Annotated in this window: 26 protein-coding genes and 1 tRNA gene; 8 read left to right on the top strand and 19 right to left on the bottom strand. The window is 65.8% G+C overall.

Features of this window, described 5'->3' with window-relative positions; genetic code table 11:
- Positions 1 to 71 precede the first annotated feature (71 nt).
- The 4 genes from LWE61_RS09735 to LWE61_RS09720 form a co-directional block, all read right to left on the bottom strand.
- Entirely contained in the window at positions 72 to 1,112 is a 1,041-nt protein-coding gene (locus tag LWE61_RS09735) for a rod shape-determining protein (RefSeq protein WP_234149863.1), read from the bottom strand.
- A 227-nt stretch (positions 1,113 to 1,339) separates the two neighbouring features.
- Positions 1,340 to 1,415, bottom strand: a tRNA-Lys gene (locus tag LWE61_RS09730).
- A gap of 59 nt (positions 1,416 to 1,474) precedes the next feature.
- Positions 1,475 to 2,014: a 2-amino-4-hydroxy-6-hydroxymethyldihydropteridine diphosphokinase gene (gene folK, locus LWE61_RS09725; protein WP_234149862.1), complete on the bottom strand. Its 540-nt coding sequence runs from the start codon at positions 2,012 to 2,014 to the stop codon at positions 1,475 to 1,477.
- A 74-nt stretch (positions 2,015 to 2,088) separates the two neighbouring features.
- Positions 2,089 to 2,307, bottom strand: coding sequence for a hypothetical protein (locus tag LWE61_RS09720; protein WP_234149861.1), 219 nt, complete (start codon positions 2,305 to 2,307; stop codon positions 2,089 to 2,091).
- 229 nt (positions 2,308 to 2,536) lie between these two features.
- On the opposite strand from LWE61_RS09720, the gene LWE61_RS09715 reads away from it, so the two are divergent.
- Positions 2,537 to 2,821: an antibiotic biosynthesis monooxygenase family protein gene (locus LWE61_RS09715; protein WP_234149860.1), complete on the top strand. Its 285-nt coding sequence runs from the start codon at positions 2,537 to 2,539 to the stop codon at positions 2,819 to 2,821.
- Positions 2,822 to 2,842: 21 nt separating this feature from the next.
- Here LWE61_RS09715 and aguB read toward each other — a convergent pair whose 3' ends face one another.
- Positions 2,843 to 3,715, bottom strand: coding sequence for an N-carbamoylputrescine amidase (gene aguB / locus LWE61_RS09710; protein ID WP_234149859.1), 873 nt, complete (start codon positions 3,713 to 3,715; stop codon positions 2,843 to 2,845).
- Between the two features lie 11 nt (positions 3,716 to 3,726).
- A complete protein-coding gene (locus tag LWE61_RS09705; RefSeq protein WP_234149858.1) occupies positions 3,727 to 4,713 on the bottom strand; it encodes an agmatine deiminase family protein in 987 nt (328 codons plus the stop codon).
- A gap of 156 nt (positions 4,714 to 4,869) precedes the next feature.
- On the opposite strand from LWE61_RS09705, the gene LWE61_RS09700 reads away from it, so the two are divergent.
- Complete coding sequence (locus LWE61_RS09700; protein ID WP_234149857.1) at positions 4,870 to 6,075, top strand: glycosyltransferase family 4 protein; 1,206 nt, start codon at positions 4,870 to 4,872, stop codon at positions 6,073 to 6,075.
- Between the two features lie 96 nt (positions 6,076 to 6,171).
- Here the strand turns inward: LWE61_RS09700 and LWE61_RS09695 are convergent, their stop codons facing one another.
- The 6 genes from LWE61_RS09695 to LWE61_RS09670 all read right to left on the bottom strand — a co-directional run bounded on the left by LWE61_RS09695 (position 6,172) and on the right by LWE61_RS09670 (position 12,269).
- Positions 6,172 to 7,422, bottom strand: coding sequence for a capsule biosynthesis protein (locus LWE61_RS09695; RefSeq protein ID WP_234149856.1), 1,251 nt, complete (start codon positions 7,420 to 7,422; stop codon positions 6,172 to 6,174).
- Positions 7,419 to 8,948: a capsular polysaccharide export protein, LipB/KpsS family gene (locus LWE61_RS09690; RefSeq protein WP_234149855.1), complete on the bottom strand. Its 1,530-nt coding sequence runs from the start codon at positions 8,946 to 8,948 to the stop codon at positions 7,419 to 7,421. Before LWE61_RS09690 ends, LWE61_RS09695 begins: the two co-directional genes overlap by 4 nt.
- Positions 8,945 to 10,018, bottom strand: a complete 1,074-nt coding sequence (locus LWE61_RS09685; protein ID WP_234149854.1) for a phytanoyl-CoA dioxygenase family protein — start codon at positions 10,016 to 10,018, stop codon at positions 8,945 to 8,947. Before LWE61_RS09685 ends, LWE61_RS09690 begins: the two co-directional genes overlap by 4 nt.
- Positions 10,019 to 10,107: 89 nt before the next feature.
- On the bottom strand, positions 10,108 to 11,784 hold the full coding sequence (locus LWE61_RS09680; RefSeq protein WP_234149966.1) for a M28 family metallopeptidase: 1,677 nt from the start codon (positions 11,782 to 11,784) through the stop codon (positions 10,108 to 10,110).
- A gap of 53 nt (positions 11,785 to 11,837) precedes the next feature.
- Entirely contained in the window at positions 11,838 to 12,086 is a 249-nt protein-coding gene (locus LWE61_RS09675; protein WP_234149853.1) for a VOC family protein, read from the bottom strand.
- Between the two features lie 24 nt (positions 12,087 to 12,110).
- Positions 12,111 to 12,269, bottom strand: a complete 159-nt coding sequence (locus LWE61_RS09670) for a VOC family protein (RefSeq protein ID WP_234149852.1) — start codon at positions 12,267 to 12,269, stop codon at positions 12,111 to 12,113.
- 160 nt (positions 12,270 to 12,429) lie between these two features.
- On the opposite strand from LWE61_RS09670, the gene LWE61_RS09665 reads away from it, so the two are divergent.
- Complete coding sequence (locus LWE61_RS09665) at positions 12,430 to 12,849, top strand: hypothetical protein (protein ID WP_234149851.1); 420 nt, start codon at positions 12,430 to 12,432, stop codon at positions 12,847 to 12,849.
- Positions 12,850 to 13,220: 371 nt separating this feature from the next.
- Here the strand turns inward: LWE61_RS09665 and rpsD are convergent, their stop codons facing one another.
- Complete coding sequence (rpsD, locus tag LWE61_RS09660) at positions 13,221 to 13,835, bottom strand: 30S ribosomal protein S4 (RefSeq protein WP_234149850.1); 615 nt, start codon at positions 13,833 to 13,835, stop codon at positions 13,221 to 13,223.
- 183 nt (positions 13,836 to 14,018) lie between these two features.
- On the opposite strand from rpsD, the gene LWE61_RS09655 reads away from it, so the two are divergent.
- A complete protein-coding gene (locus LWE61_RS09655; protein ID WP_234149849.1) occupies positions 14,019 to 14,327 on the top strand; it encodes a chorismate mutase in 309 nt (102 codons plus the stop codon).
- Positions 14,328 to 14,330: 3 nt separating this feature from the next.
- Here LWE61_RS09655 and LWE61_RS09650 read toward each other — a convergent pair whose 3' ends face one another.
- The 4 genes from LWE61_RS09650 to LWE61_RS09635 form a co-directional block, all read right to left on the bottom strand.
- Complete coding sequence (locus LWE61_RS09650) at positions 14,331 to 15,092, bottom strand: sulfite exporter TauE/SafE family protein (RefSeq protein WP_234149848.1); 762 nt, start codon at positions 15,090 to 15,092, stop codon at positions 14,331 to 14,333.
- Positions 15,085 to 16,326 (bottom strand): 23S rRNA (adenine(2503)-C(2))-methyltransferase RlmN, encoded by a 1,242-nt coding sequence (gene rlmN, locus LWE61_RS09645; protein WP_234149847.1) that lies wholly within the window; start codon positions 16,324 to 16,326, stop codon positions 15,085 to 15,087. Before rlmN ends, LWE61_RS09650 begins: the two co-directional genes overlap by 8 nt.
- Before the next feature lie 78 nt (positions 16,327 to 16,404).
- Positions 16,405 to 17,148, bottom strand: a complete 744-nt coding sequence (locus LWE61_RS09640; protein WP_234149846.1) for a DUF4893 domain-containing protein — start codon at positions 17,146 to 17,148, stop codon at positions 16,405 to 16,407.
- Between the two features lie 108 nt (positions 17,149 to 17,256).
- Positions 17,257 to 17,742 carry a hypothetical protein gene (locus LWE61_RS09635; RefSeq protein ID WP_234149845.1) on the bottom strand — a complete coding sequence of 162 codons (486 nt, stop codon included), beginning with the start codon at positions 17,740 to 17,742 and terminating at the stop codon, positions 17,257 to 17,259.
- Positions 17,743 to 17,958: 216 nt separating this feature from the next.
- Between LWE61_RS09635 and dnaN the strand changes: the two genes are divergently transcribed.
- From dnaN to LWE61_RS09620, 3 genes are all read left to right on the top strand, one after another.
- Positions 17,959 to 19,071, top strand: a complete 1,113-nt coding sequence (gene dnaN, locus LWE61_RS09630) for a DNA polymerase III subunit beta (protein ID WP_234149844.1) — start codon at positions 17,959 to 17,961, stop codon at positions 19,069 to 19,071.
- A gap of 288 nt (positions 19,072 to 19,359) precedes the next feature.
- The gene (locus LWE61_RS09625) at positions 19,360 to 19,677 is read left to right on the top strand and encodes a hypothetical protein (protein ID WP_234149843.1); all 318 of its coding nucleotides are present in this window, start codon (positions 19,360 to 19,362) and stop codon (positions 19,675 to 19,677) included.
- Positions 19,678 to 19,680: 3 nt separating this feature from the next.
- Positions 19,681 to 21,204: a methyl-accepting chemotaxis protein gene (locus LWE61_RS09620; protein ID WP_234149842.1), complete on the top strand. Its 1,524-nt coding sequence runs from the start codon at positions 19,681 to 19,683 to the stop codon at positions 21,202 to 21,204.
- A 27-nt stretch (positions 21,205 to 21,231) separates the two neighbouring features.
- Here the strand turns inward: LWE61_RS09620 and LWE61_RS09615 are convergent, their stop codons facing one another.
- Both LWE61_RS09615 and rpmB read right to left on the bottom strand, forming a co-directional pair.
- On the bottom strand, positions 21,232 to 22,530 hold the full coding sequence (locus LWE61_RS09615) for an FAD-dependent oxidoreductase (RefSeq protein ID WP_234149841.1): 1,299 nt from the start codon (positions 22,528 to 22,530) through the stop codon (positions 21,232 to 21,234).
- 124 nt (positions 22,531 to 22,654) lie between these two features.
- The gene (gene rpmB, locus LWE61_RS09610; RefSeq protein WP_234149840.1) at positions 22,655 to 22,948 is read right to left on the bottom strand and encodes a 50S ribosomal protein L28; all 294 of its coding nucleotides are present in this window, start codon (positions 22,946 to 22,948) and stop codon (positions 22,655 to 22,657) included.
- A 169-nt stretch (positions 22,949 to 23,117) separates the two neighbouring features.
- On the opposite strand from rpmB, the gene LWE61_RS09605 reads away from it, so the two are divergent.
- The gene (locus LWE61_RS09605) at positions 23,118 to 23,390 is read left to right on the top strand and encodes a hypothetical protein (RefSeq protein ID WP_234149839.1); all 273 of its coding nucleotides are present in this window, start codon (positions 23,118 to 23,120) and stop codon (positions 23,388 to 23,390) included.
- The last annotated feature ends 51 nt before the right edge of the window (positions 23,391 to 23,441 follow it).

Below are 23,441 nucleotides of genomic sequence, written 5' to 3'. Positions count from 1 at the left end.
CCAGTGCGCGGGTCGGGTGGGATGGAGCGACAGGCCAACCCGTCGCTAACCCCTGTTCCCCCACTCTCGGATCAAGCCCGCGTCAGCACACCCGCAAAACTCTCGTCATCCAGCGCCGTACCCGCGCCCAACGCGACGCAGATCAGCGGATTGTCGGCGATCTTCACATGCAGGCCGGTCGCATCATGCAGCGCTTCGCCCAGCCGCCCCAGCAGCGCGCCGCCACCGGTCAGGGTGATTCCCTCGTCGATGATGTCCGCCGACAGTTCGGGCGGGGTCTGCTCCAGCGCGTTCATCACCGCGCCGACGATCTGCGCCACGGATTCGCGCAGGGCTTCGGCAATCTGCGCCTCGGTAATCTCTATCTCGCTGGGGCGGCCGGTCATCAGGTCGCGGCCCTTGACGGTCATACGCTCACCCGCATCATCCGGCCGGGTGGCGCGGCCGATGACATGCTTGACCCGCTCCGCCGTGATTTCGCCGATCATCAGGTTATGGTGGCGACGGATATGGGCCATGATCGCCTCGTCCATCTTGTCGCCGCCCACGCGCACCGACCCGCTATAGGCGAGGCCGCGCAGCGACAGCACGGCGACCTCCGTAGTGCCGCCGCCGATGTCGACCACCAGCGCGCCGACCGGCTCCTTCACCGGCAGGCCCGCGCCGATCGCGGCGGCCATCGGTTCCTCGATCAGATGGACTTCGGATGCGCCCGCCGCTGCCGTGGCGTCGCGGATTGCGCGCCGCTCCACCATGGTCGCACCGGACGGCACGGCCAGCACGATCTTGTTGGCGCGATGGCGCAGGCCGACCCCGCCCAGCGCCTTTTCGACGAAGTGGCGGATCATCTGCTCGGCAATGTCGATGTCGGCGATCACGCCGTCGCGCAGCGGGCGGATGGCGCGGACGCCCTCCGGCGTCTTGCCCAGCATCAGCTTCGCCTCGTCGCCGACCGCCTTGATCTTGCGGACGCCGTTGCGCAGTTCGATGGCGATGACGGAGGGTTCGTTGAGCACGATGCCCTTGCCCCCCACATGGACCAGCGTGTTCACAGTGCCCAGATCGACGGCAAGGTCATATCCGGTCAGGCCCGGCAGGCGAGGAAATTTCATGATCGGTATGTGCAACCTTCGATTTTGCCCGGCCTATGCGGCGGGTTTGACGGACCGTATGCCATAATGAGGCGGAACGACAGCTTTCAGGGATAATCGTTGCAGCATCGGGCGTGCGCGGCGGCGGGCAGGGCGATCGGAGGCCGTAGGGAAGGCGTGCATCCTTGCCGAATCGGGCGAGCCATGGGGAGGGCGGGGCCGCCTGACCTGTGCTTTTCCAAGTGATATGGTGAGTCCAGCTGGGTTCGAACCAGCGACCTACTGATTAAAAGTCAGTTGCTCTACCGACTGAGCTATGGACCCCCTTGCGGCCTGCGGTGCATGCCGTGAGGCGCCGTCCCTACCGGCGTGACCGGCCATGGTCAACCGGCTTTGCCATGCTCCGTTCGTCGGGCGCGCGCATTGCGGGCGGCGAGGTGCGCGATGCGCAGCCCACTGGCCGGATCGCGCCAGCCCGGAGCGATGGCGCGCAGCGGTTCCAGCACGAAGGCGCGGGCGGCGAGGCCGGGGTGCGGGATTGCGAGGCGGGGGGAGCGGACAGGGCCACCCTCCCACAGCAATATGTCGAGGTCGAGCGTGCGCGCGCCCCAGCGGCGGCGGCGGCGGCGGCCGAATTGCGCTTCCAGCGCCTGAAGATGGTCGAGCAGCGCCGCCGGGGACAGGCGGGTGGCGATCACCGCCGCGCTGTTGGCATAGTCGCGGGTGCTGGGGCCGAGCGGGCGAGACCGGATGATGGGGCCGAGCGCCCTGACCTTCAGCGGCTTGCGGTCCAGTTCCAGCAGCGCGGCCATCACGATGGCCCGTGGTCCCAGCCGCCGGGACAATGGCTGGTTGGAACCGATGCCGATGGCGTAGAGTTGTTTTTTCGGTTTGCGCAGGCGCTGCTTGCCGGAATGTCCCATGGGGGCGCATCCTTAAAAGGGGACAGGGGCGGACGCCAGTTTTTTGGGCGCGCGGCGTGGCAGGCTGGCGGGCGCTATGCCTTGTCGCCTTCCGCCTTCGCAAAGGCCTTCATCTCGTCATAGGCGGCGTCGCGCGCGTCCACGGTCAGCGATTGCAGGTAACGGGCGGCGTCCTTGTAGGTCAGGAAGGGCCTGCCATCCGCGATGATGGGAATGGTGCGGCCATTGTAGATGCGCCGCAGCAGACGCCGTTGCGGTCGGCTGAGGGAGAGGGTGTCGTCGTCGTCGGTCATATCTGCGTCCCGTGGAGTCTGGCGACGCGGTAGCCTGTCTTCCCACCGGATGCAGCCCCCCTCTGCCCGATGCCGTTCCTGGCCGGGCGGCTGTGTTTTGTCCGCCATTGTCAAGGCGGCGGTGTGGCGTGCGTCCTATCGCCGGGGATAGCATGGCGCAAAGCCCTTCATGGGGGTCATGGTTCGAGGCCACCCCCATAGTGGCCATCGCGATAAAGGGAGGATGCAAATGCTGGTCGAACGATCCTATCTGCACATCAGAGACGGGCTGGTGGACGAATTTCTGGGCGTGCTGGCGGACAAGGCGGGGCCGTTGCTGCGCGCGCTGCCCGGCGCTAATGCGGTCAGCTTTGGTCCCGGACTGGAAAATCCCACCAAGGTCATCCTGCTGATCGAGTGGGAGGATATGGACGCCCATATCGCCTTTACCAAAGCGCCGGAGATGGCGGAGTTCCGCGCCCTGCTCGCGCCCTATACGGTGGGCGGCGAGATGGAGCATTTCCTGATCGGCTGAGGATACTGATCGCCGGGGACGTCAGATGTCTTCGGCGATCCGGCCATAAAGCTGGGGCCGGCGGTCGCGGAAAAAGCCCATGCCGGCGCGGTGCATGCGCGCCTGCTCCAGGTCGAGCGTGGCGACGATCGCGCCATGCTGCCAGTCTTCCACCTCCGACAGCAGGTCGCCCCACTGGTCGGTGATGAAACTGTGGCCGTAGAATTTCTGGGATCCGTATACGCCTTCCTCCTCGCCGATGCGGTTGGCGGCGACCACCGGCATGCAGTTGGACACGGCATGGCCCTGCATCGCGCGCCGCCACATGCGGCTGGTGTCGAGGTCGGGGTCATAGGGTTCGGAGCCGATGGCGGTGGGGTAAAAGAGCATCTCCGCCCCCATCAGCGCCATCACGCGCGCGGCCTCCGGATACCATTGGTCCCAGCAGATGCCGACGCCGATGGTGCCATAGCGGGTCGGCCACACCTTGAAGCCGCTGTTGCCCGGCCGGAAATAATATTTCTCCTGATAGCCGGGGCCGTCAGGGATGTGGCTCTTGCGATAGACGCCCATGATCTCGCCCTGATCGTCGATCATGGCGAGGCTGTTATAATATTGCTGCCCGTCCCGTTCGAAGAAGCTGGTGGGGATATAGATGCCCAGATCCTTTGCCACCGCCTGCATGGTGGTGACGGCGGGATGCTCGGCCACGGGACGCGCGTTCACGAACAGGGCCTCGTCCTGCGACGTGCAGAAATAAGGGCCTTCGAACAGTTCCGGCGGCAGGATGATCTTGGCGCCGCGCGCCGCCGCCTTGCGCACATGATCCTCGACCAGCGCGATATTGGCCGCCTCGTCATCGGAAAAGGCAAGTTGCAGGGCGGCGACGGTGACTTTCGTGGGGGCGGACGACATGGGGCGCAAACCTATGAAGCGGAGGGCATTTGCTGGCTGCAACAGTGGAAGCTGCCGCCGCCGCGCAGCAGGGCGAAGCTGGGCACGCCCACCACGTCCCGGCCGGGGAAGAAGGGCTTCAACGCCTCCACCGCCGCACCGTCATTGGGCGCGCCATAGAGGGGGACGACCACGGCGGCGTTGCCGATCAGGAAGTTCATATAGCTGGCGGGGACGATATCCCCGTCTATCCGGTGGAGGCCGACGGAGGGCAGGCGCGCCACCTCCACCCCATGGGCGGCCGCGCGGGCGGCGGCATCGTCATAGATGGCGGTGTTGGGGTCGTCGGGCGTCGTCGCCTGCGGCACGGCCAGCACGCCGGGCGCGACGAAGCGGGCCAGATTGTCGACATGGCCGTCGGTATGATCGTTGAGCAGGCCATCGCCCAGCCACAGCATGTCCGACAGGCCCAGCGCGCCGGTCAGCAGGGTGGTGATCTGTCCCCGGTCCAGCGACGGATTGCGATTGGGGTTCAGCAGGCATTGCTCCGTCGTCACGAACAGGCCGGTGCCGTCCGTGTCCAGCGCGCCGCCCTCGCACACCCAGGGCTGCTGGCGAAAGGGCAGGGGGGTGCTGGCGGCGAGGCGGGTGCCAATGTCCTGGTCGCCCGGCATGTCATATTTGCCGCCCCAGCCGTTGAAGCCGAATCCCGCCAGCGCGCGATGGGCGCCCGACAGCGTGCCGATAGGGCCGGTGTCGCGCAGCCATATGTCGCCAAAAGGTTCGACGATCACGTCGATGCCGGGGCCGGCAAGGGGGCGGGCATGGGCGGCGTCCCCCTCCGTCCGGGCGACGAGGCGGACGGATTCGCCCCGGCCGTCGGCGTGGACGGCGCGGGCAAAGGCCGCCACCTGGGCCTGCGCCTCGGCAAGGCCCTGCGGCCATTCGGCGGGATCGCCCGGAAAACCGATCCAGAGCCAGTCATGAAGCGCCCATTCGGCAGGCATGCGATAGGTCATGAGGGGCGCAATAAAGGGCGCGGGCGGCCCCGGCAAGCAGGCATTGGACGCGGCCATTGGAAGCGGGCCTCGCCTCTGCTAACGCTCCGGCATGACAATGGGACTGGTGCATGACCCGGTGGTGGAGCCGCACGTTTGACGGACGCTGGTCTTGCGATGCCTTCGCCTGAGTCCTCCCCCGTCCTGCTCGATGTGAGTCGGCTGGTGTGGCGCGCCTGGGCCGGGCGGCTGCCGACCGGCATCGACCGTGTGATGCTGGCCTATGTCGCCCGGTATCGTGACCGGGCGCGGGCGGTGGTGCATGGCAAGAATTACAGCCGCATCCTGCCGGGCCGCCTGTCCCGCCTGTTGTTCGACATCCTGCTGGCCAGCGGCCGGCAGCGGCGGCGGGCGCAGATTTCGGCGATCCTCACCGCCTCCTTCTATACCCCGGTGGCGCGGGGCACGGCGGGCCAGCCCTATCTGAATGTCGGGCACACGGGTCTCCATCGGCCCAACCATGGCCGGTGGGTGGCGCGCACGGGGGTGCGGCCGGTCTATCTGGTCCATGACCTGATCCCCATCACCCATCCGCAATATTGCCGGGAAGGGGAGGATGAGAAACATGGGCTGCGGGTGGAGACGCTGCTGCGATGCGGCGCGGGCGTCATCGCCAACAGCGCCTGTACGCTCGCCAGCCTGCGCCAGTTCGCCGGGACGCATGGCCTTGCGATGCCCGCGCACAGCGTCGTCGCGCCGCTGGGGCTGGAGCCGCTGTGGCTGGCCCCGCCGGACCATGCGGCGGACCGGCTCCACATCGACGACGATGGCCGCCCCTATTTCCTGACGCTGGGCACGATCGAGGGGCGTAAGAACCATATCCTGCTGCTGAAGGTGTGGCGCGATCTGGCCGCGGCGCTGGGCGAGCGATGCCCGCGTCTGGTGATCGTCGGCCAGCGGGGATGGCAATGCGGGGAGGCGACGGCGCTGCTCGACAACAGCCCGGTGCTGCGCCCCCACGTCACCGAACTGGCCGATTGCGGCGACGATGCGCTGTTGTCACTGATGGCGGGCGCGCGGGCGCTGCTGTTCCCCTCCTTCGCGGAGGGCTATGGCCTGCCGCTGATCGAGGCGCTGGCCGTGGGGACGCCGGTGATCGCCAGTCGGCTGGACGTGTTCCGGGAGATTGCGGGCGACATCGTCACCTATCTCGACCCACATGACATGCTGGCCTGGTATGGCGCGGTGCGCGATTATATGGAGCCGGCCTCCCGCGAGCATCATGCCCAACTGGAGCGGATGCAGGCAGCGGCCTATCATCCGCCGAGCTGGGCGGACCATTTCGCGCGGGTCGACGGGCTGCTGGAGGCTGTGGCGGCGTAGGCCGAAAACCTAGGGCACGATCCGATCATGCCCTATTTGTCTTTTGTTTTCTGCCTTTTCCGAACCAGCAGATAAGCCACCCGCTTCGAAAATGCTTTAGCCGAAAGCCACGATGTCCATCGGCACCAGCGGTTCCGGTCCCTGGCTCATCAACCGCTCCACGGTGGAATCCACCAGCGTTTCGACCGCCGACTTGCTGGCGAAACCGCCATAGACCATGCAGCGTTCATGCAGCACGCGGCGGAACGCCTCGAACGTGTCCGGGTCGGGCGCCTGCGGCTTGGACCAGAAATCATCAAGCTTACCCTGATGGGTGATGTCTGGCATGTCATAGATGGCGGTGCCCAGCGCCATCGTCGGCACGCCGCTGCGCAACGCCAGCGTGGCGGAGGTGCTGTTGACCGTCACCATGCCCCGTGATCCGCGCGCCAGGCTTTCCAGGTCGCCGCCGCCGATATGCAGCACGCGCCCCGCCAGCTTGAACTGCCGTTCGAAACGGGTCAGCGTCCCGGCCCAGCTTCGGAAGCTGAAGTTGAGCGGATGCTCCTTGACCAGCAGCACGGCGTTGGCGGGCGCGCGCCGGGCAAAGCTGCCCATCACATATTCCACCGCTTCCACCATTGATTCGAACGGGGAATGGGCACGGATCTGGTAATCGTTGGTCAATTGGAGCGGGAACAGGAAATAGGGCACATCCTGCAAGGCGGCGATGGTCGCCTCCGCCTTTTCCGCCATCGGTTTGCGCCGGGCGAGCATGGACAGCCAGCCGAAACCCTCCATCACGATCGAACCGGGGCGGTGCGAGCGATAGAAGGGAAAGGCGGGCTGCGTCATGAACGTGCGGTGATAATACCAATAGGCGTCATGCGCGCGCCGGCCAAAGCTGGCCGTGATGGTCGGCCGTTCGGGGACGGGCGGCAGGTCGCGCGCCTGATCGCGATACCATTGCGGGTCGCGCGGCAGGGAGGAGCGGCCATTGACCCCGCTTGGCTCCAGCGTCACCCAGTCGGGCCGGATATAGCCTTCCTCGAACACATGGACATTGATCTCGCGCAGGGTCGCCATCTGGTGCGCGGCCATGTGCCAGGGTCGGCAATCGCCCATCAGCATGATGTCGGTGATGGCGTTGTCGCGCATATATTGGTCGACGAAGAACACCCAGCGGCGTCGCGTGCCCTGATAGTTCACCGCCTCGCCCGGCCAGTCGCCCTGGTCGCCACCGTTCAGGTTGATTCGGTGGATGCCATGACCCATCTGCTCCAGCCGCTGCGCCAGCAACCAGAAAAATGGTCCCGGAGGCCCCTGCAAAAACAGTATGTTGCGCTGCGGTATCGGTTTGTGTTTCATATCTTGTGCCGTACTCGCGTCAGGGTCCGGTGTAACCGGCCCCAGCCCCTTCGCAGCGCAACTAATGCCTTGTTTTCGCGGTGCACACCAGCCCCCATGCGCGCGATCACCAATTCCGCATCGCAGGGCAGGCCCGTTACCGGGTCGATATATCGTGGATAATCAATCAGGACCGCAGCGACCATTTGATCCATGTTACGATGGCGTCCGCGACGATCCGGTACAGGGCCAAGATCAGTCGTGAGGCCCCAGCCCGCGTAGAAGGGTACGCCATGCGTCACCACCCGCTTGCCCTGCACCAGCGCCTCGAACCCGGCGAGGGAGGTGAGAACATGCACCTCGTCCACCATGGCGATCAGGTCGCTGATCGGGCTGCCGGGGTCGATGGCGTCGGCCAGCGCCAGCGCTTCCTCCGGCGCGACGAAGCCCTTGCGATGCCCTGCCTCCACATCGGGATGGGGGCGATAGAGGATATAGGCGTCGGGGCAGAGCGACCGCACCCGGCGAAGCAGTTCATGGTTGGAGGCGAGGCCACCGCCGCCCAGCAGCACGGACCGGTCGTCCTCCACCTGCCCGGTAACGAGGACATGGCGTCGTTCCCCGGCGGGGCGCGGCAGGCGGGTGCCGCTGCCCGTGCCATATTTGCTGATGCCGGACGCCGCGATCAGGTCGAGCAAGGCGCGGGCGCGGGCCAGAATCCCGGCATCGGGGTCGTCGATGAGCAACCTCTGTTCCAGTCGGCAGGGGCGCGACGGGTCGTAATGCGCGCCCAGATCGTCCACCACGATGGACAGCGGCGGCACGCAGTCCGCGCCCAGCCCGATGGAGCGGATGAAGCCATCCTCCACCTCCAGCAGCGGGCGACCGGATTGCTCCAGCCGGGCGAGGAAGGGGGCGGGCACGCGCGCCTTCCACACGGCGACGGCGGCTTGCGGGGGCAGGGCGTCGAGGGTGGCGATGGTGGGTGCGGCAAAGGGCGTGGGGCCATCGCCACCCCATAGCAGCGCGGCGACCGTGTCCTGCTTCCACGCGGCAAAGCCCAAGGCCGCGCCGATGTGGCGGTTGTCCTCGATCAGCCGCCGCCATGCGCCCAGTTGCGCGACGAGGCGGATCGGGCCCGTCTCCGCACCCGTATAGGGGTCATGCCATGTGACGGGGGCGAGGAGATGGGCGGTGACAAGGGCGTGCAATGTGTCGCTATGCACCGCGCTGCCGGGATGCAGGTCGGACAGGGCGGCGAAGGCGCCCGCTCCCGTACAGCGCACAGGACATCCGGCCATGGCGGCGAGGAGGGTGAGGGGATCGTTGCCCGGTAGGGTTTGCGCGGCGCTGCCCGTGAACCGCGCCCATGGGTCTTGCGGTGCCCAAAAGGCTCCGCCGACCCGTTCCCGCCGGATCGCGGCCACCAGCGCCTCCGCCACGCCGCGTTCCACAGTGCGCGGCGCAGGAGCGGGGCGGACGATGCTGGCGGGACACGCGCCGGGAAAGGGGGGGACGGTGAACAGCGTCGCGGCGGTCAGGCTCATCGGTCGTCGGGTCGCTTGGGCGTGGTCGGCGGAATCACCAGTCCGCCGAACCGGGTCAGCCGTGCGCGCAGCCACCAGAGTATGTCGGCGCGGCGATGCGCCAGCCCCGGCAGGCTGCCGAGATGGAGGCCCGTCCATGGCAGGAAGGGGTTGCGCCGGGCATAGGCCCATAGCTCCACCCGCACGCTGGGCCGGGTCGCATGGCCGCGGGCGTGAAAGCCAAAGGTGTCCGCCACGACCAGCGTATTGGCGGGCACCGCGAAGGGTGTCGGCTGGGGCAGGCCCATCGCGGCCAGCTCGTCCGGCGTGAGGCGAAAGGAGCCGCGCGCCGACAGCGGATCGAGGCCGGGCGCGGCAAGGGCGCGCTCATGCTCCCACGCCAGCCGCTGCGGCGTCAGGCGGTGCGACCCCGCCGCATAGGTCAGGGGACCATCCTCCAGCGCCACGTCGGTTAGGAACAGCCATGCCTTCATGCTGGGGTGGAAGGCGTCGGCGTGAATGTCGTTCTGCGGGTCGTAGGCGTCCGCCGCCGCGCCGGTGCCGCCATCATGGGGGAAGTCCTGATGATGCGTCAGGCCCTCATGATGGGTCAGGATGGTCTGAATATAATAAAGCGGCTCCGCCTTCGATCCGGCGACATAGCGCAGCAGGCCCCGCCAGCGCGGATGGCGCAGCAGCGCGGCGAGGTCCGGCGCGGCGCGCAGCATGGCGGGGTCGACATGGATGCGGCGGGTGATGGTATGCCCCTGCGCCATATCGCGGGCGGGCCAGGCCTGCCCCAATATGGCGTCGCGCATCCGCTCGAACGCGTCGGCGGGCAGCACGTTCGGCCACTCGACATAGCCCTGCCGCTCGAACGCCGCGCGATCCTCCCGCGACAGTCCGGCGGCTAGCCGCCCGCGCCGCCACCGCGTCATCGCCCCGGCGGCCCGCACGCGCAGCCGGTGCAGGCCCCACCGGTTCAACCGCCGCGATCCCAGCAAGGGATTGTCCGCAAAGGATTTCGCGCCTGTCCCCACCGCCGCGATCCACAACGGCCAGCGCAACAATGTCAGGAAGGGTGCGGGCATGATGGCTGGCTTTTGCACGGCTGGCGGGGGGAGGCAATGCGGCTTGGCCACTCCGGGCCGTTATGAAGCAGGACGCACCATAGGCCGGGTCAGGGTTTCGCCCGGCTCCTGTCCCGGATCGCGCGGAATTCGGCGGTGGGATACCAGTTGGGCCATAACGTGCTGTTGGCCAGTTCTCGCCCGACCCGGTAATTGATGTCCAGATCCTGCAACGCGCCGGACCAGTCCCATGCCGGATCATATTCGTCGGCGGGCTTATGGTATCGGTTGGCCGTATAATCGTCAGCCGCCGCCCGGCCCGACGTCACCCCGCCCTTGACCAGATCGTCGCCGCTCTCCGCATAGACCATCGGCACGCCCAGCCGGGCAAAGCTGAAATGGTCGGAACGGTAATAGCTGCCCTTTTCGGGCGTCGGCTCCGGCTTCACCGCCCGGCCCTGCGCCGTGGCGGCGCGAACCAGCCACGCCTCCAGGTCCGACTTGCCGCCGCCGACCAGTGTCACGTCGCGCGTGCGGCCATGGATGTTGAGGCCGTCCATGTTCACGCCGCCCGCCGTGGTGCCCAGCGGGAACACGGGATTTTCCGCATAATGGCGCGAACCGAGCAGGCCGGACTCCTCCGCCGTCACCGCCAGGAACACGATGCTGCGCCGCGCCGGACCCGCGCGGGCATGGGTGCGGGCCAGCGCGATCAGGCCCGCCATGCCGCTGGCATTGTCCACCGCGCCGTTGCAGATGTCGTCGCCGTCCACCGGCTCGCACCGGCCCAGATGGTCCCAATGGGCGGTGTAGAGGACATGCTCGTCCGGCGCGCTCTTGCCGGGCAGGATGCCGATGACATTCTGCGACGCCTGCCGCCGGATCGCGCTGTCGAAACTCAGGCTGGCCTTCACGCCGAGCGGCACCGCCTTGAATCCCGGCTGCTTGGCGGCGGCGATCAACTTGTCCATCGGCTTGCCCGCCGCGTCGAACAATGCGCGGGCGGACGGGCCGGTGATCCAGCCGTTGACCTGCGTCTGGTCTCTGTGGCCGTCGGGCGCGTCCAGTTCCAGTTGCGGACCGGTCCAGGAGGAGACAACGACGCTCCACGGATAGGCGGCGGGATAGGTGTCGTGGATGATGAGGGCGGCGGCCGCGCCCTGCCGCGCCGCTTCCTCGAACTTGTAGGTCCAGCGGCCATAATAGGTCATTGCCCGGCCGTCGAAGGGGCCGTCCAGCCCCTGCATGTCATAATCGGGGTCGTTGACCAGCATGACCACCGTCTTGCCACGCACATCGACGCCCGCATAATCGTTCCAGCCCTTTTCGGGGGCGTTGATGCCAAAGCCGACGAAGACCATCTCGCTGTCGGTCAGGGCGGTGTGCGGCTCGACGCGATAGCTGCCCGCCACCATGTCCGTCTTATAGGCGAAGCTGAGCGGCTTTTTGCCGCCGGTGACGGTCAGCGGGCTGATGTTGCTCTGGGTCAGCTCCACCAGCGGAACCGGCTGCGTCCACTGGCCCCTGTTGCCCGGTTTCAGGCCCGCACGCTTCATCTGGTCGATGATATAGGCGACGGTCTTCTGTTCCGCCGCGGTGGTCGGCGCGCGCCCCTCGAACGCATCGGAGGACAGGGTTCGCGTGACGCTTTTCAGCGTGGCGACCGAAATGGGCCGGGACTGGGCGGTGGGCGGCAGTTGCGGCGCGGCGGATTGGGGTGCTGCCGAAAGAGTGGAGAGGGCAAGGGACGCGAGGAGCGTGGCGCTCAGGCAGGACAGCGGGTGCATGGCGCGCAGGCTATGGCGATATGGTCCCGACCGCAAGCGGGGAAGGGCGCTTTTCAGGGGGCGAAGCGCACATGCCCCTGTGCGTCGATGGGCCATGCCGGATTGAACGCGATTTCCCAGCCATGGCCATCGGGATCGGCGACATAGCCGCGCCGCCCGCCATGGGGTGGATCGTCGGCGGGGCGCAGAAGCCGTCCGCCCGCCGCCACCAGCCTGTCCATCAACGGTTCGACCGCCGCCGCATCGCCAACATTATGCGCCAGCGCAAAGCCGCCGGACGGCAGCGGGGCGGGCGCGTTCATGTCCGCCGCCAGCGCGCTTTTCAGTCATGTGCCCAGCACGAAACCGTTCATCTGGTAGAAGGCGATTTCCCCATTGTCGAACACTGGCGACCATTCGAACCCGGTGGCGTAGAAATGCTTCGACCGGGCAAGATCGTCGATGCCCAGCGTGATGACGGAGAGGGATTGGAGTGGGCGGGTCATGGGCAATGGCTCCTTCGCTTGCGCCGCCATCCTGCACCAACGCGGGGTCCGCGTCATCGCTCCCCTTACGGAATAGGGTGGGCGGCACAAAGGGGCTTGCCCCGGCGCGCGGCGCGGTGAACTATCCCGACCAAACAGACCATGGGAAGAGGTGCAGGCAATGGCAGGGCATTGGACGAAGCGAGACGAGATTACGGGCGTCCGGGCAAAGCGGGCGGTCGCCTTTGGCGACACGCTGGCCCAGATCGTGAATGGCGAGACGGAGGAGGGCTGGGACGCCCTGCTGCCGATGATCGACACGGAACGCTTCGTGCGGCGCGGCAATGAGCGTGACCGGGAAATGGACTGGCCGACCTATCGTGCGATGCTGGACCAGTGGAATGGGCACAGCACCGTCTATGAAAAGCACCTGTTCCGCGCGACCGAGGCCGGGCCTGTCGTCTATCTCGATCTGGATGAGCGATCCGTTGCCAGCGATGGGCAGGAAAGCACGCTCCGTTCCGTCTCCATCTATGAATTTGACGAGGCGGATCGCATCATTTCGGTGGATGTCTGCATGGGGTTCCACCAGCCGCAATAGGCTTGGGGGGACGGTGCCGTGCCGATGCCCCGGCTGGTGCACCGGACTGTGCCTGTCAGGCGGAATACGCAAAGGGCAGGTCTGGCGCCTTTCCCGGAGCCTGTGCGTTAGCTGGACTCGCCTCGTCATTGCTAGCGCAGTGAAGCAATCCATGGAGCGGCGCAGTGGATTGACTTACTTCGCCCGCCCTTAGCTCGCTGCGCTTGCAGGGGCGTTTCAGGGAAAAGTCATCACGCGCAATGGACCGTTCACGGCCCACAGCTTGGAAAATGCGGCATCGAAAGACCAGAGCGTTGGAAAAGCGGCGCGAACAACAAAAAAGGCGGCCCGAAACCGGACCGCCTCTTTTTGTTCGATCGAAACCCGAAGGATCAGCGCGAATAGAATTCGACGACCAGATTCGGTTCCATCTTCACCGGATAGGGCACTTCGTCCAACGTCGGGATGCGGACATAGACGACCTTTGCAGCGCCATCGACCGAGATGTAGTCGGGGATGTCACGCTCCGGCAGGCTCTGTGCCTCCATGACCAGCGCCATTTCCTGCGCCTTCTTGCCCAGCGTGATCTCGTCGCCCGGCTTCACCAGACGCGACGCGATGTTGCATTTCACGCCGTTTACATAGATGTGGCCGTGCGAAACGATCTGGCGAGCCGAGAAGATGGTCGGCGCGAACTTGGCGCGATAGACGACCGCGTCGAGGCGGCGCTCCAGCAGGCCGATCAGGTTCTGGCCGGTGTCGCCCTTGATGCGGCTGGCTTCGAAATAGTTCTTCTTGAACTGCTTCTCGGTCACGTCGCCATAATAGCCCTTGAGCTTCTGCTTGGCGCGCAGCTGGATACCGTAATCGGTCGCCTTGCTCTTGCGGCGCTGACCGTGCTGGCCGGGGCCATACTCGCGCTTGTTCACCGGGGACTTGGGACGGCCCCAGATATTCTCGCCCATGCGGCGGTCGAGTTTATACTTGGAGCTGGTACGCTTCGTCATGATCTGTCTTTCAATTGCGTGTCGTTGCCGACGTTAACCCGGAACCGCTCGACCCCTGACATGCAGGAGCCGGGCCACCACTTCACCGGGATGTGGGGCCAATTGCGAAGCGGCGGCTATTAGCGGCACGGCGGCAGGAGTCAAGCCCTCGACAGCGCCGCCGCGCGGGCCTAGGGGCGAACCATGGACGATATGCCTCTCCCCTATGACTGTCAGACCATGGCCGATGTCCGGCGCGGGGTCGACGCGACCGACCGCGCATTGATCGAACTGCTGGAGGTGCGCTTTGCCTATATGCGTGCCGCAGCCCGGATTAAGCCGGAGCGGGGGCAGGTGCGGGACGAGCCGCGCAAAGCGCAGGTTGTCGCCAATGCCCGTGCTCTTGCAAAGGAGCGTGATCTGCCTGCCGATTCCATTGCCGATCTATGGGAGCAACTGGTGGAGGCGTCCATTGCCTACGAGGAGCGGCATTGGAATAGCCTGAAAGGCTGAATCCTACCCATAGGCCCTTGCGAAGAACACCGTCGTCGTCGCCGCCGTCACGCACAGGGTCCAGAGCCGCACCGCGCGCGCGGGTAGTTTCTTGCCGACATGGGCGCCGAGCCAGCCGCCGACGACCGCGCCGACCATCATCGGCAGGAACGCACGCCAGTCGATCATCGCGAACCACAGGAAGATGAGCGCCGCCGCCAGATTGGCCATCGCCAGCATCAGGGTGCGCGGCGCGAACATCTCCCGCACGCTGATCCCCGCCAGCAGGCCGTAAAGGGCCGTCGTGATGAGGCCGACCCCGCCGCCGAAATAGCCGCCATAGATGCCCAGAAGCACCTGCGCGCCGATCAGCGTCCGGGCGCCGATGCTCACTCGCGAACGCAGCCACAGGCTGGCCCGTTGCCCGAACAGCATGACGACCAGCGCGAACAGCAACAGCCAGGGGATGATGAGATCGAAGGCGCGCGTCGGCGTGACGACCAGCAATATGCCGCCGACCAGTCCGCCGAGGAAGGTGATGAAGGCCAGCCAGCCGACCTTCACCCCGCCGAGCGGCCGCAGTTCGTCGCGATAGACGAAGGCGCTGGAGCAGGCTCCGGGCAGCAGCGCGAAATTGGATGTCGCATTGGCGATGTTGGCGGGCAGCCCCAGCGCGATGAGGGCGGGCAGGGTAGCGAAGGTGCCGCCGCCCGCCAGCGCGTTCATCGCGCCGCCGATGACGCCCGCGACAGCCGCAATGACCGCTCCGGCAACGAAATCAGCCAAGCGCCGCCTGCTTTTCCTCCGCCAGCCGGTCCAGCTCGGCGCGGCTCTTCTTCTCGCTCGCAGATTTGAGCTGTCCGCACGCCGCCATGATGTCGCGCCCGCGTGGGGTGCGGACGGGGGCGGAGATGCCGGATTCGAAGATAATCTCGGAGAAACGCTTCACCCGCTCCGGCGTCGAACATTCATAATTGGCGCCGGGCCAGGGGTTGAACGGGATCAGGTTCACCTTGGCGGGCAGTTTGTAATGGCGGATCAGGCGCACCAGTTCGCGGGCATCCTCGTCGCTGTCATTCTTGTCCTTCAGCATAACATATTCAAAGGTGATGCGGCGGGCATTGTTGGCGCGGGGATAGTCCGCACAAGCCTGGAGCAGTTCCTCGATGCCATATTTGCGGTTGATGGGCACGATCTCGTCGCGCACTTCTTTGGTCACCGCATGCAGCGAGACGGCGAGGTTGACGCCGATTTCCTGCGCGGCGCGCTCCATCATCGGCACCACGCCGCTGGTCGACAGAGTGATGCGGCGGCGGGAGAGGGCGAGGCCGGCGCCATCCATCACCACCTTCAACGCATCGCGCACATTGTCGAAATTATACAGCGGCTCGCCCATGCCCATCATCACGATGTTGGTCAGCATGCGGCCGTCCGGGCTATATTGCGGGGCGTCGATGTCCTCGTCCTCAACACTAGCATCGGCCGCCATGGTGCCCTTGGGCCACTCGCCCAGCGCGTCTCGGGCCAGCATGACCTGCCCGACGATTTCGCCGGGCGTCAGGTTGCGGACAAGGCGCATCGTGCCGGTGTGGCAGAAGCGGCAGTTGAGTGTGCAGCCGACCTGCGACGAGACGCAAAGCGTTCCCCGGTCGGCGTCGGGGATGAACACCATTTCATAATCTTGCCCGTCGTCGGAACGGAGCAGCCATTTGCGTGTGCCGTCGCTGGAGACCTGCGCCTCCACCACATGCGGCCGCCCAACCACGAACTTCTCCGACAGCCAGGGGCGCAATGTCTTGCCGAGGTCGGTCATCGCCGCGAAATCCGTTTCGCCGCGGTGATAGAGCCAGTGGAAGAGCTGCTTGGAGCGCAGTTTCGCCTGCTTGATGTCCAGCCCTTTCTCCTCCAGCTCTGCCCTGATCTGGAGGGCGGAGAGGCCGAGAAGGTCCACACGGCCATCCTCGCGCGGCGTGATCGCCCGCGGGACGGGCACGGGGTCGATAAGTCCGGGTATCTGCATGGCCGGGCCTATAGGGGAATTGGCCCAAAAACGCCAGAGCGGGCTGGCGGGTGCGCGGTGCGGCTATTTCCGGGGCGATCAGGTCTTTGGGCGCCTGCCAACAGCGCCGGATGTCGTGGTGGCCGGGGCAGGGACGGAAGGGGCGGCCGGACGCGGCTCCTCCACCTGCTGGTCGCTGGGGACGGGGGTGAGTTCGTAGATGTCCAGACCGGCCTGAGCATCGCGGCCCGCGATCGCCAGCCGCCAGCGGAACGGACCAATCCGGTCCACCACGCCGACCACATTGCGGGCCGGCTCGTCGCCATAGGCGAGGGCGCCGCCGCCGACCTCCCGTTGCCTTGCGCCGACCAGAATCAGGCGGTGTTCGCCGTCGCGATGCAGCCAGCCGCGCGGCAGTTCCGTGCCGGTCTGCTTGGTAAAGGACAGCTCATTGTCCTTCTCACCCCGGATGTAGCAGAAGAAGTCCGGGAAGCTCCTGACCGGCGCCTCACGCCGCCGGACGCCAGCGGTGGCGGGTGGGGTCAATTTGACGAGGCGGCAGCGATAGGAGCCGGGCGGTGGTGTTGGATGATCGCGGCCAGCATCGGGCGAGAGAAGGGCTCCTTCGCGCTCCACCGCGCGCCGGTAGCTTACGGGCACCGATGCCAGCAGCCGTCGCCATTCGTCGGGAAGGTGGGTGATGCGCTGTTCGTCCTGCGTAGAGACAAGCGCCCGCCAGCCCGGTTCCTCCACCAGTGAAACAGCGGCGGAGCGGGGTTTCGACACGGGCGTGCAACCGGACAGGGCCATCGCGGTGGCGGCGATGGTGAGCAATCGTTGCATCAGTATTAACTTTCATTGACAATAGGTTAACCCGTTGATGCGGTGCAACAGGTTAATGAAAGGTAAACGACGGGCGCAAAACGCGCTGGTCCGAAGGCGGTGGGCGGTTCAGCGCAATCGGCCGCATCCCAGCGCCGCGGCGTCAATCGCGGTGGCGGCACCGCGCAGCCGATAGGTATCCGCAAAGCCTGCGCCCGTCCTGGCCTGCGCTGCGATGCTCATGCTTGTGGCGGACCGCATGGCCGCGACGATCGCGGCATCCACCTGGCGATTGGGGGCCCATGCGTCCGCGCCACCGCCGGTCAGGGCAAAGCGGCGCTCTCCGATGGTGAGTGAGAGGGTGGAGCGGGCGGCGATTTCGCGGCTCAGGCGGATATGCACCTGGCCCCGCACATTGGCGCGTGGCCAGTAGCCGATGGCGGCGAAGGGACTCCAGCGGCCCTCCGTTCCCACGCGGGCGGGCTGGGCGATGGCAAAGCAACGGGGGGTCTGCGGGTCGCGAAAGGCTCCCCAGCTTTCGAACACACCCAGCGAATCGCGTGCCTGCGTTCCACCGGCCATCGCGGTCGCCAGAACAGCCGCAAGTATGGCCATGGTCCTATATGGGACGGAGTATGTGCCCTTCATGACCCGACGCAAAGCCCATCGTGCACATCTTTGCAAGCACGGCGTGGCTAAGGGCCGTCTGGCATGGCTCTCCCCCTTGCTACGCGCGACGATTGCGGTAAGGAATAGGCTTCTTATCAGACATCGCGGGCACCCGACCGGGCCAGCCCGTCAGGCAAGCCTTAAAGAAGAGCGGGATCAGGGATGAAGGCCACCATCGAACGCGCGACTCTGTTGAAGAGCCTCGGCCATGTGCAATCGGTGGTCGAGAGGCGCAACACGATCCCGATCCTGTCGAACGTGCTGATCGAGGCTGCGGCCGATGGCAGCATCCGCTTGACCGCGACCGACCTCGATCTCCAGATCGTGGAGAGCGTGCAGGCGACCGTCGAGCGGGCCGGGGCGATCACCGTGCCCGCGCATACCTTCCACGACATCGTCCGCAAGCTGCCGGAGGGTAGCCAGGTGCTGCTCGATGCGGCGGAGGGCAAGATGCTGGTGCAGGCGGGGCGTGCGCGCTTCAATCTTCAGACGCTGCCGCGCGACGATTTCCCGATGATCGCGGAGGGCGCGCTGCCCACGGCGTTCGAACTGCCCGCAACCACGCTGATCCAGATCATCGACAAGACGCGCTTCGCCATTTCGACGGAGGAGACGCGCTATTATCTCAACGGCATCTTCTTCCATGTGTCCGAAGACCCGGAACCGACGCTGAAGGCCGCCGCGACCGATGGCCACCGCCTCGCGCGCGTCACCTTCCCCCGCCCGGACGGCGCGGAGGGCATGCCCGACATCATCATCCCGCGTAAGTGCATCGGCGAGCTGCGCAAGCTGCTGGACGAGGTGGAGGGCAGCGTTCGCATCGACCTCTCGCCGACCAAGATCCGTTTTGGCCTGGGCAATGCGATCCTCACCTCGAAGCTGATCGACGGGACGTTCCCCGACTACAGCCGCGTAATCCCCACGGGGAACGACAAGCTGCTCAAGATTGATCCGCGCAGTTTCGAGGAAGGCGTGGACCGCGTCGCGACCATCGCGACGGACAAGACCCGTGCGGTCAAGATGGCGCTGGAGCGGGACAAGATCACCCTGTCCGTGACCAGCCCCGAGAATGGCACCGCCGCGGAAGAAGTGTCGGGCGATTATGATGCCGATGGTTTCGAGATCGGCTTCAATGCGCGGTATCTTCTCGACATCCTCAACCAGATTGAGGGCGATAATGTCGAACTGCATCTGGCCGATGCCGCTGCACCGACGCTGATCCGGGAGAATGACAATTCGCCCGCGCTCTATGTCTTGATGCCGATGCGGGTCTGATTCGGGCGGGGCGGCTTGTGCCGCCCTTACCATTCGGTTCGTTTGGATGTCGGCATCAGGGTCCGCCGGTTTCTCTTCGGTCCATGGCTGGGCCCAGGATGGACAGTGGGGCTGGAGCGTAAATGCCGCTCCGAATCGCGGGACGATGTAATCTTGCCCGCGCAGTACAGAATTTCATGAGTTTGGCCGGGAAAACGGGGATAATTCCACCTGTTTGCCGCCGATTTTGCCTAACGCGGGTTTAAGCGCGCCTTCCTAGTCTGGGACACTGATCCCAGGAACTGGACGATGGCCATGCCCCTTACGTCTTTCGTCCCTTTTGCTGTCGTTGCGCAGGGCCTGCTCGTCCTGCTCTTGCCCGCACTGGCGGTACTCGCTCCGACCGAAGGGGCGATGCGAACGGTCACGCCGCGCACAGTCTCCCTTGCCGCCATGGTCAATGCCGTCATCGCAGTCGATGGCCGGATCGTGGCTGCGCGGGGGCAGGATGGGCTGGTCGTGACGGGGCGGCGGGATCGCATCGTGCGGGCGTTGGCGCCACTGGGCGTGCTGGCTCTGCCAACGGTCGTCGCCGGATGCTCGGCCGCAACGAAGGCGAAGGGCTGAAGCGTGAAGGAATCGCATCTCAGGCCCCTGCGTTATGCTGGCGCGCGCGTGCTGGTCGGCATGTTCATGGCCAATACGGTCGTGCTGGCGGTCGCGGGGAGCGCGATCCATGCACCATCCCGCCATCTGGTCACGATGATCGCGGCGCTGCTGTCCATTCTGCCCGCCATATGGGTGTTTGTCCGGCGGCGGATCGATGCGCCCACGCGGGTCGCGCTGGCAATGACCGCGACAGCCTTTCCCGGCCTGTTCGTGCTGCTGTTCGAGGGCCATCGCTGGCAGATGGACATGCATATGTATTTCTTCGCCACGCTGGCCGCGCTGACGGTGCTGTGCGACCGGCGGGCGATACTGGCGGCGGCGGGTGTCACGGCGCTGCACCACCTGCTACTGACCATCATTGCGCCGGGCTGGGTCTTTTCGGGTGGTGCGAATGTGCCGCGTGTCCTGCTCCACGCATTGATCGTGGTGTTGCAATGCGCGACCTTGTTGTGGCTGGTCTCCCGCCTGTCCAGCCTGATCAAGGGCAAGGGTGAGGAGGCGGAGCGACAGGTGCAGTTGCGCGAGGAGGCCGATGCGGCGCGAGCCGATGCGGAAAGTGCCATGGCGGCGCTCAGCCTGGCGCAGCAAGAGGCCGAGCGGCATCGCAGCGCCATGGCGGCAGTGCGCGACGCGGAGGAGGCGACGCAGCGGCGGCGGCTGGTGGCGGATGCGCTGGAGGCGCGGCTGGGCCTGATCGTCACGGAATTGCGGCGGATGGGAACTTTGCTGGACGGCAGCCGGGGGCAGTTGCTGACCATGCTGGAGTCGACGGAGGTGCGTTTCGTCCAGATGCGCCAGTCCCAAGGTCATGCCGAGCGCGGCGCGCGTACAGTGGCGGCGGATACGGACGGACTGGTGGCGGCGATCAGCGGGGTAGGTAGGCATAGTTCGCTGGCGCGATCGGCGGCGAACGAGGCCGACCTCGCCACGCGCAAGCTGGGGCCGGAGATTGCCGCGCTAGGTGCGACGGTGGATTCGGCAAGCCAGATCCTCGCCATCGTCGCCAACGTCGCCGCGCAGAGCCGGACGCTGTCCTTTAATGCCGCGCTGGAGGCGGCACGCTATGCCGAGGGGTCGGGATTCGTCGTGCTCGCCGGGGAGATGAAGCAACTCGCCAACCAGACCGGAGAGGCGACCCGCCAGATTGAGGCGCAACTGGGTGGCATACGCTTCGCCACGCAGAGCGTGTCACAGGCGATCTCCATCGCCACGCTGAAAGTGCGTACGATCGACGATTCGTCCCGGCGGATCGCAGAACTGGTCGACAGCCAGATCCGCCAGACAGGCGATATCGCGGCCGCGACCGAGGCGATGGCGGAGCATATTGGCCAGACGTCGATAGATGCGGATGCGCTGGAAGAGGTTATCCTTCAGGCGCGGGAGGCGATGAACAACACCTCCGTCATTGCGACCGCTGTGACCGCCCGGTCCAGCGAACTGGATCAGGCGGTGCGCGACCTGTTGATGGAGTTACGGGCAGCCTGAAAGCGGCCTCGGCGCCCCTGCTGAGCGTCAGCCATTCTTCGCGGCTATCATGGAGTCCACATCGACGAACTTTTCGCGGGGGGCGCCATTGCGGGCACGGTCGATCTCGACCTGGTCGATCTTCTGCCAGTCATGGAAGGTGACGACATCGACGCCCCGGTCGGACAGCAGCCTGTCCAGCCCCGCACGCCCGGCCTTGCCCGCGCCCTGGGGAATATCCGCCGCGATTCGTTCCGCGATCATGAAGCCATCGGGTTTGTTTGTGCCGATGGTTCCGGTCGGCCCGCGCCGCGCCCAGCCGACGCAATAGAGGCCGGGGGCGATCAGCCCGTCCTGATTGGCGAAGCGGCCCAGTCCCTCGTCATAGGGAACGTCGGCTATCGGCGGGGTGCGATAGCCGATGCAACTGACCACAAGATCGGCAGGAATAGCGTAGCGTTCGCCCGTGCCGACGCCGTGGCCGTCCGCGTCCAGTGTCGAACGTTCCACGATCAGCCGTTCGGCCTTGCCATTGCCCTCCACTGCGACGGGTATGGCGAAGAAATCAAATTCTATGGTGATGGGCTTGGTCGCGCGGGACAGGGCGAATTCGCGCAGATGGGCCACAGACTTGCGGTGGCTGGGGTCGAGTACGGCGTCCTCCTCGATGGGGGGTAGGTCGGCGGGTGACACCAGCGGGCTGGCGCGATCCAGCTTGCCCAGTTCGCCCAGTTCCTTGTTGGTCATCGTCACCTGATGCGGTCCGCGTCGACCGACGATGGTGATGCGCCGGGGCTGGGCGTGGGTCAGAGCTTCGCGGGCATGGGCCACGATGTCCGACCCTTCGAACTCCCTGGCGCTCTTGGCCAGGATACGGGCGACGTCCAGCGCGACATTGCCGTTACCGATGACCGCGATCGCCTTGCCATCCACGTCAGGGGTTAGTCCCGCATGGTCGGGATGGCCGTTGTACCAGCCGACGAAGGCTGCGCTGCCGATCACGCCCGGCAGGTCCGCGCCGGGGATGTCGAGGGAGGCGTCGCTCGGCGCGCCGGTCGCAAGGACTACCGCGTCATACATGTCGAGCAATTCGGGGATGGTGACATCCTGCCCCACCGACACATGACCGCAAAAGCGGACAGTATCGCTCAGCGCGATCGCCTCATAGCGATGGGAGACGCCCTTGATCGTTTGATGATCGGGCGCGACGCCGTTGCGAATCAGGCCGAAGGGGGCCGGGGATCGGTCGATGATGTCGACATGGACAGAGTCGCCGAACAGTTGCTGGCAAGCCTCTGCAGTATAATAGCCGGCGGGGCCTGAACCGATGATCGCGATGTGATGCATGGCGACTCTCTCCTCTCGTGCATTTATCTGTGCAACGAAGGGAGGCTATCATGTATCCGAAACAACACCAAAAAGGGCGAACCCATCCGGGTCGCCCTTTTTTGATGCAAACCGAAAAATCGGTTCAGGCTGCGGCAGCAGCCTGCTTCTTGACGATCTCGCGCTTGATGCGGCGAACGCGCAGCGAGAGCTTCTCGTCAGAGGTCTTCAGGATCCAGTTGTCCAGACCGCCGACATGCTCGACCGACCGCAGGCCGTTCGTCGAAACGCGCAGCTTCACGCCCTTTTCAAGGGCTTCGGACAGCAGCGTGACGTTCTGCAGGTTGGGCAGGAAGACACGCTTGGTCTTGTTGTTGGCATGGGACACATTGTGGCCGACCTGGCGGGACTTGCCCGTGAGTTCGCAGATGCGCGACATGATTCGTTGTACCCTGTAATGGTGCTGAAGCTCGGGAAGCGGCGCCGATACCGTTTATGGCCGCCGACGTCAACCCGGCGGGGCGCTTCTGGTAAAGGAATCGGCAACTTTCCGGCAAAGAGTTCGTTTGCGTCATGTCTTTTCGGCATGGCGTTACAGGAGAGTGATAATGGGCCGCGTTCTGGGAAGTATCGTCCTGCTGGTCGTGATTGTCTTTGGCCTGGCATGGGCTTTTGGCTTCGTCAATTTGCAGCAGACTCGTGATGCGCAATTGCCGACCGTTTCGGTGCAGGGCGGTCAGATGCCGAAGTTCGACGCCGACGTCGCCAATGTGCAGGTCGGCACAAAAACGGAGACGGTCGAGGTACCCAAGGTCGATGTGGGCACGGCTCAGAAGACCGTCGAAGTCCCCGCCATCAGCGTGGAGAAGCCGGCGAAGTAGCCGCTTCTCTTGCCACGGCCTTTGATGCCCGGCCTCTCCTGCGCTAGGGGC

Origin of the sequence: Sphingobium sufflavum (assembly GCF_021403115.1) — a bacterium.
Lineage (GTDB): Bacteria > Pseudomonadota > Alphaproteobacteria > Sphingomonadales > Sphingomonadaceae > Sphingobium > Sphingobium sufflavum.
This window is presented reverse-complemented; position numbering and strand designations above follow the sequence as displayed.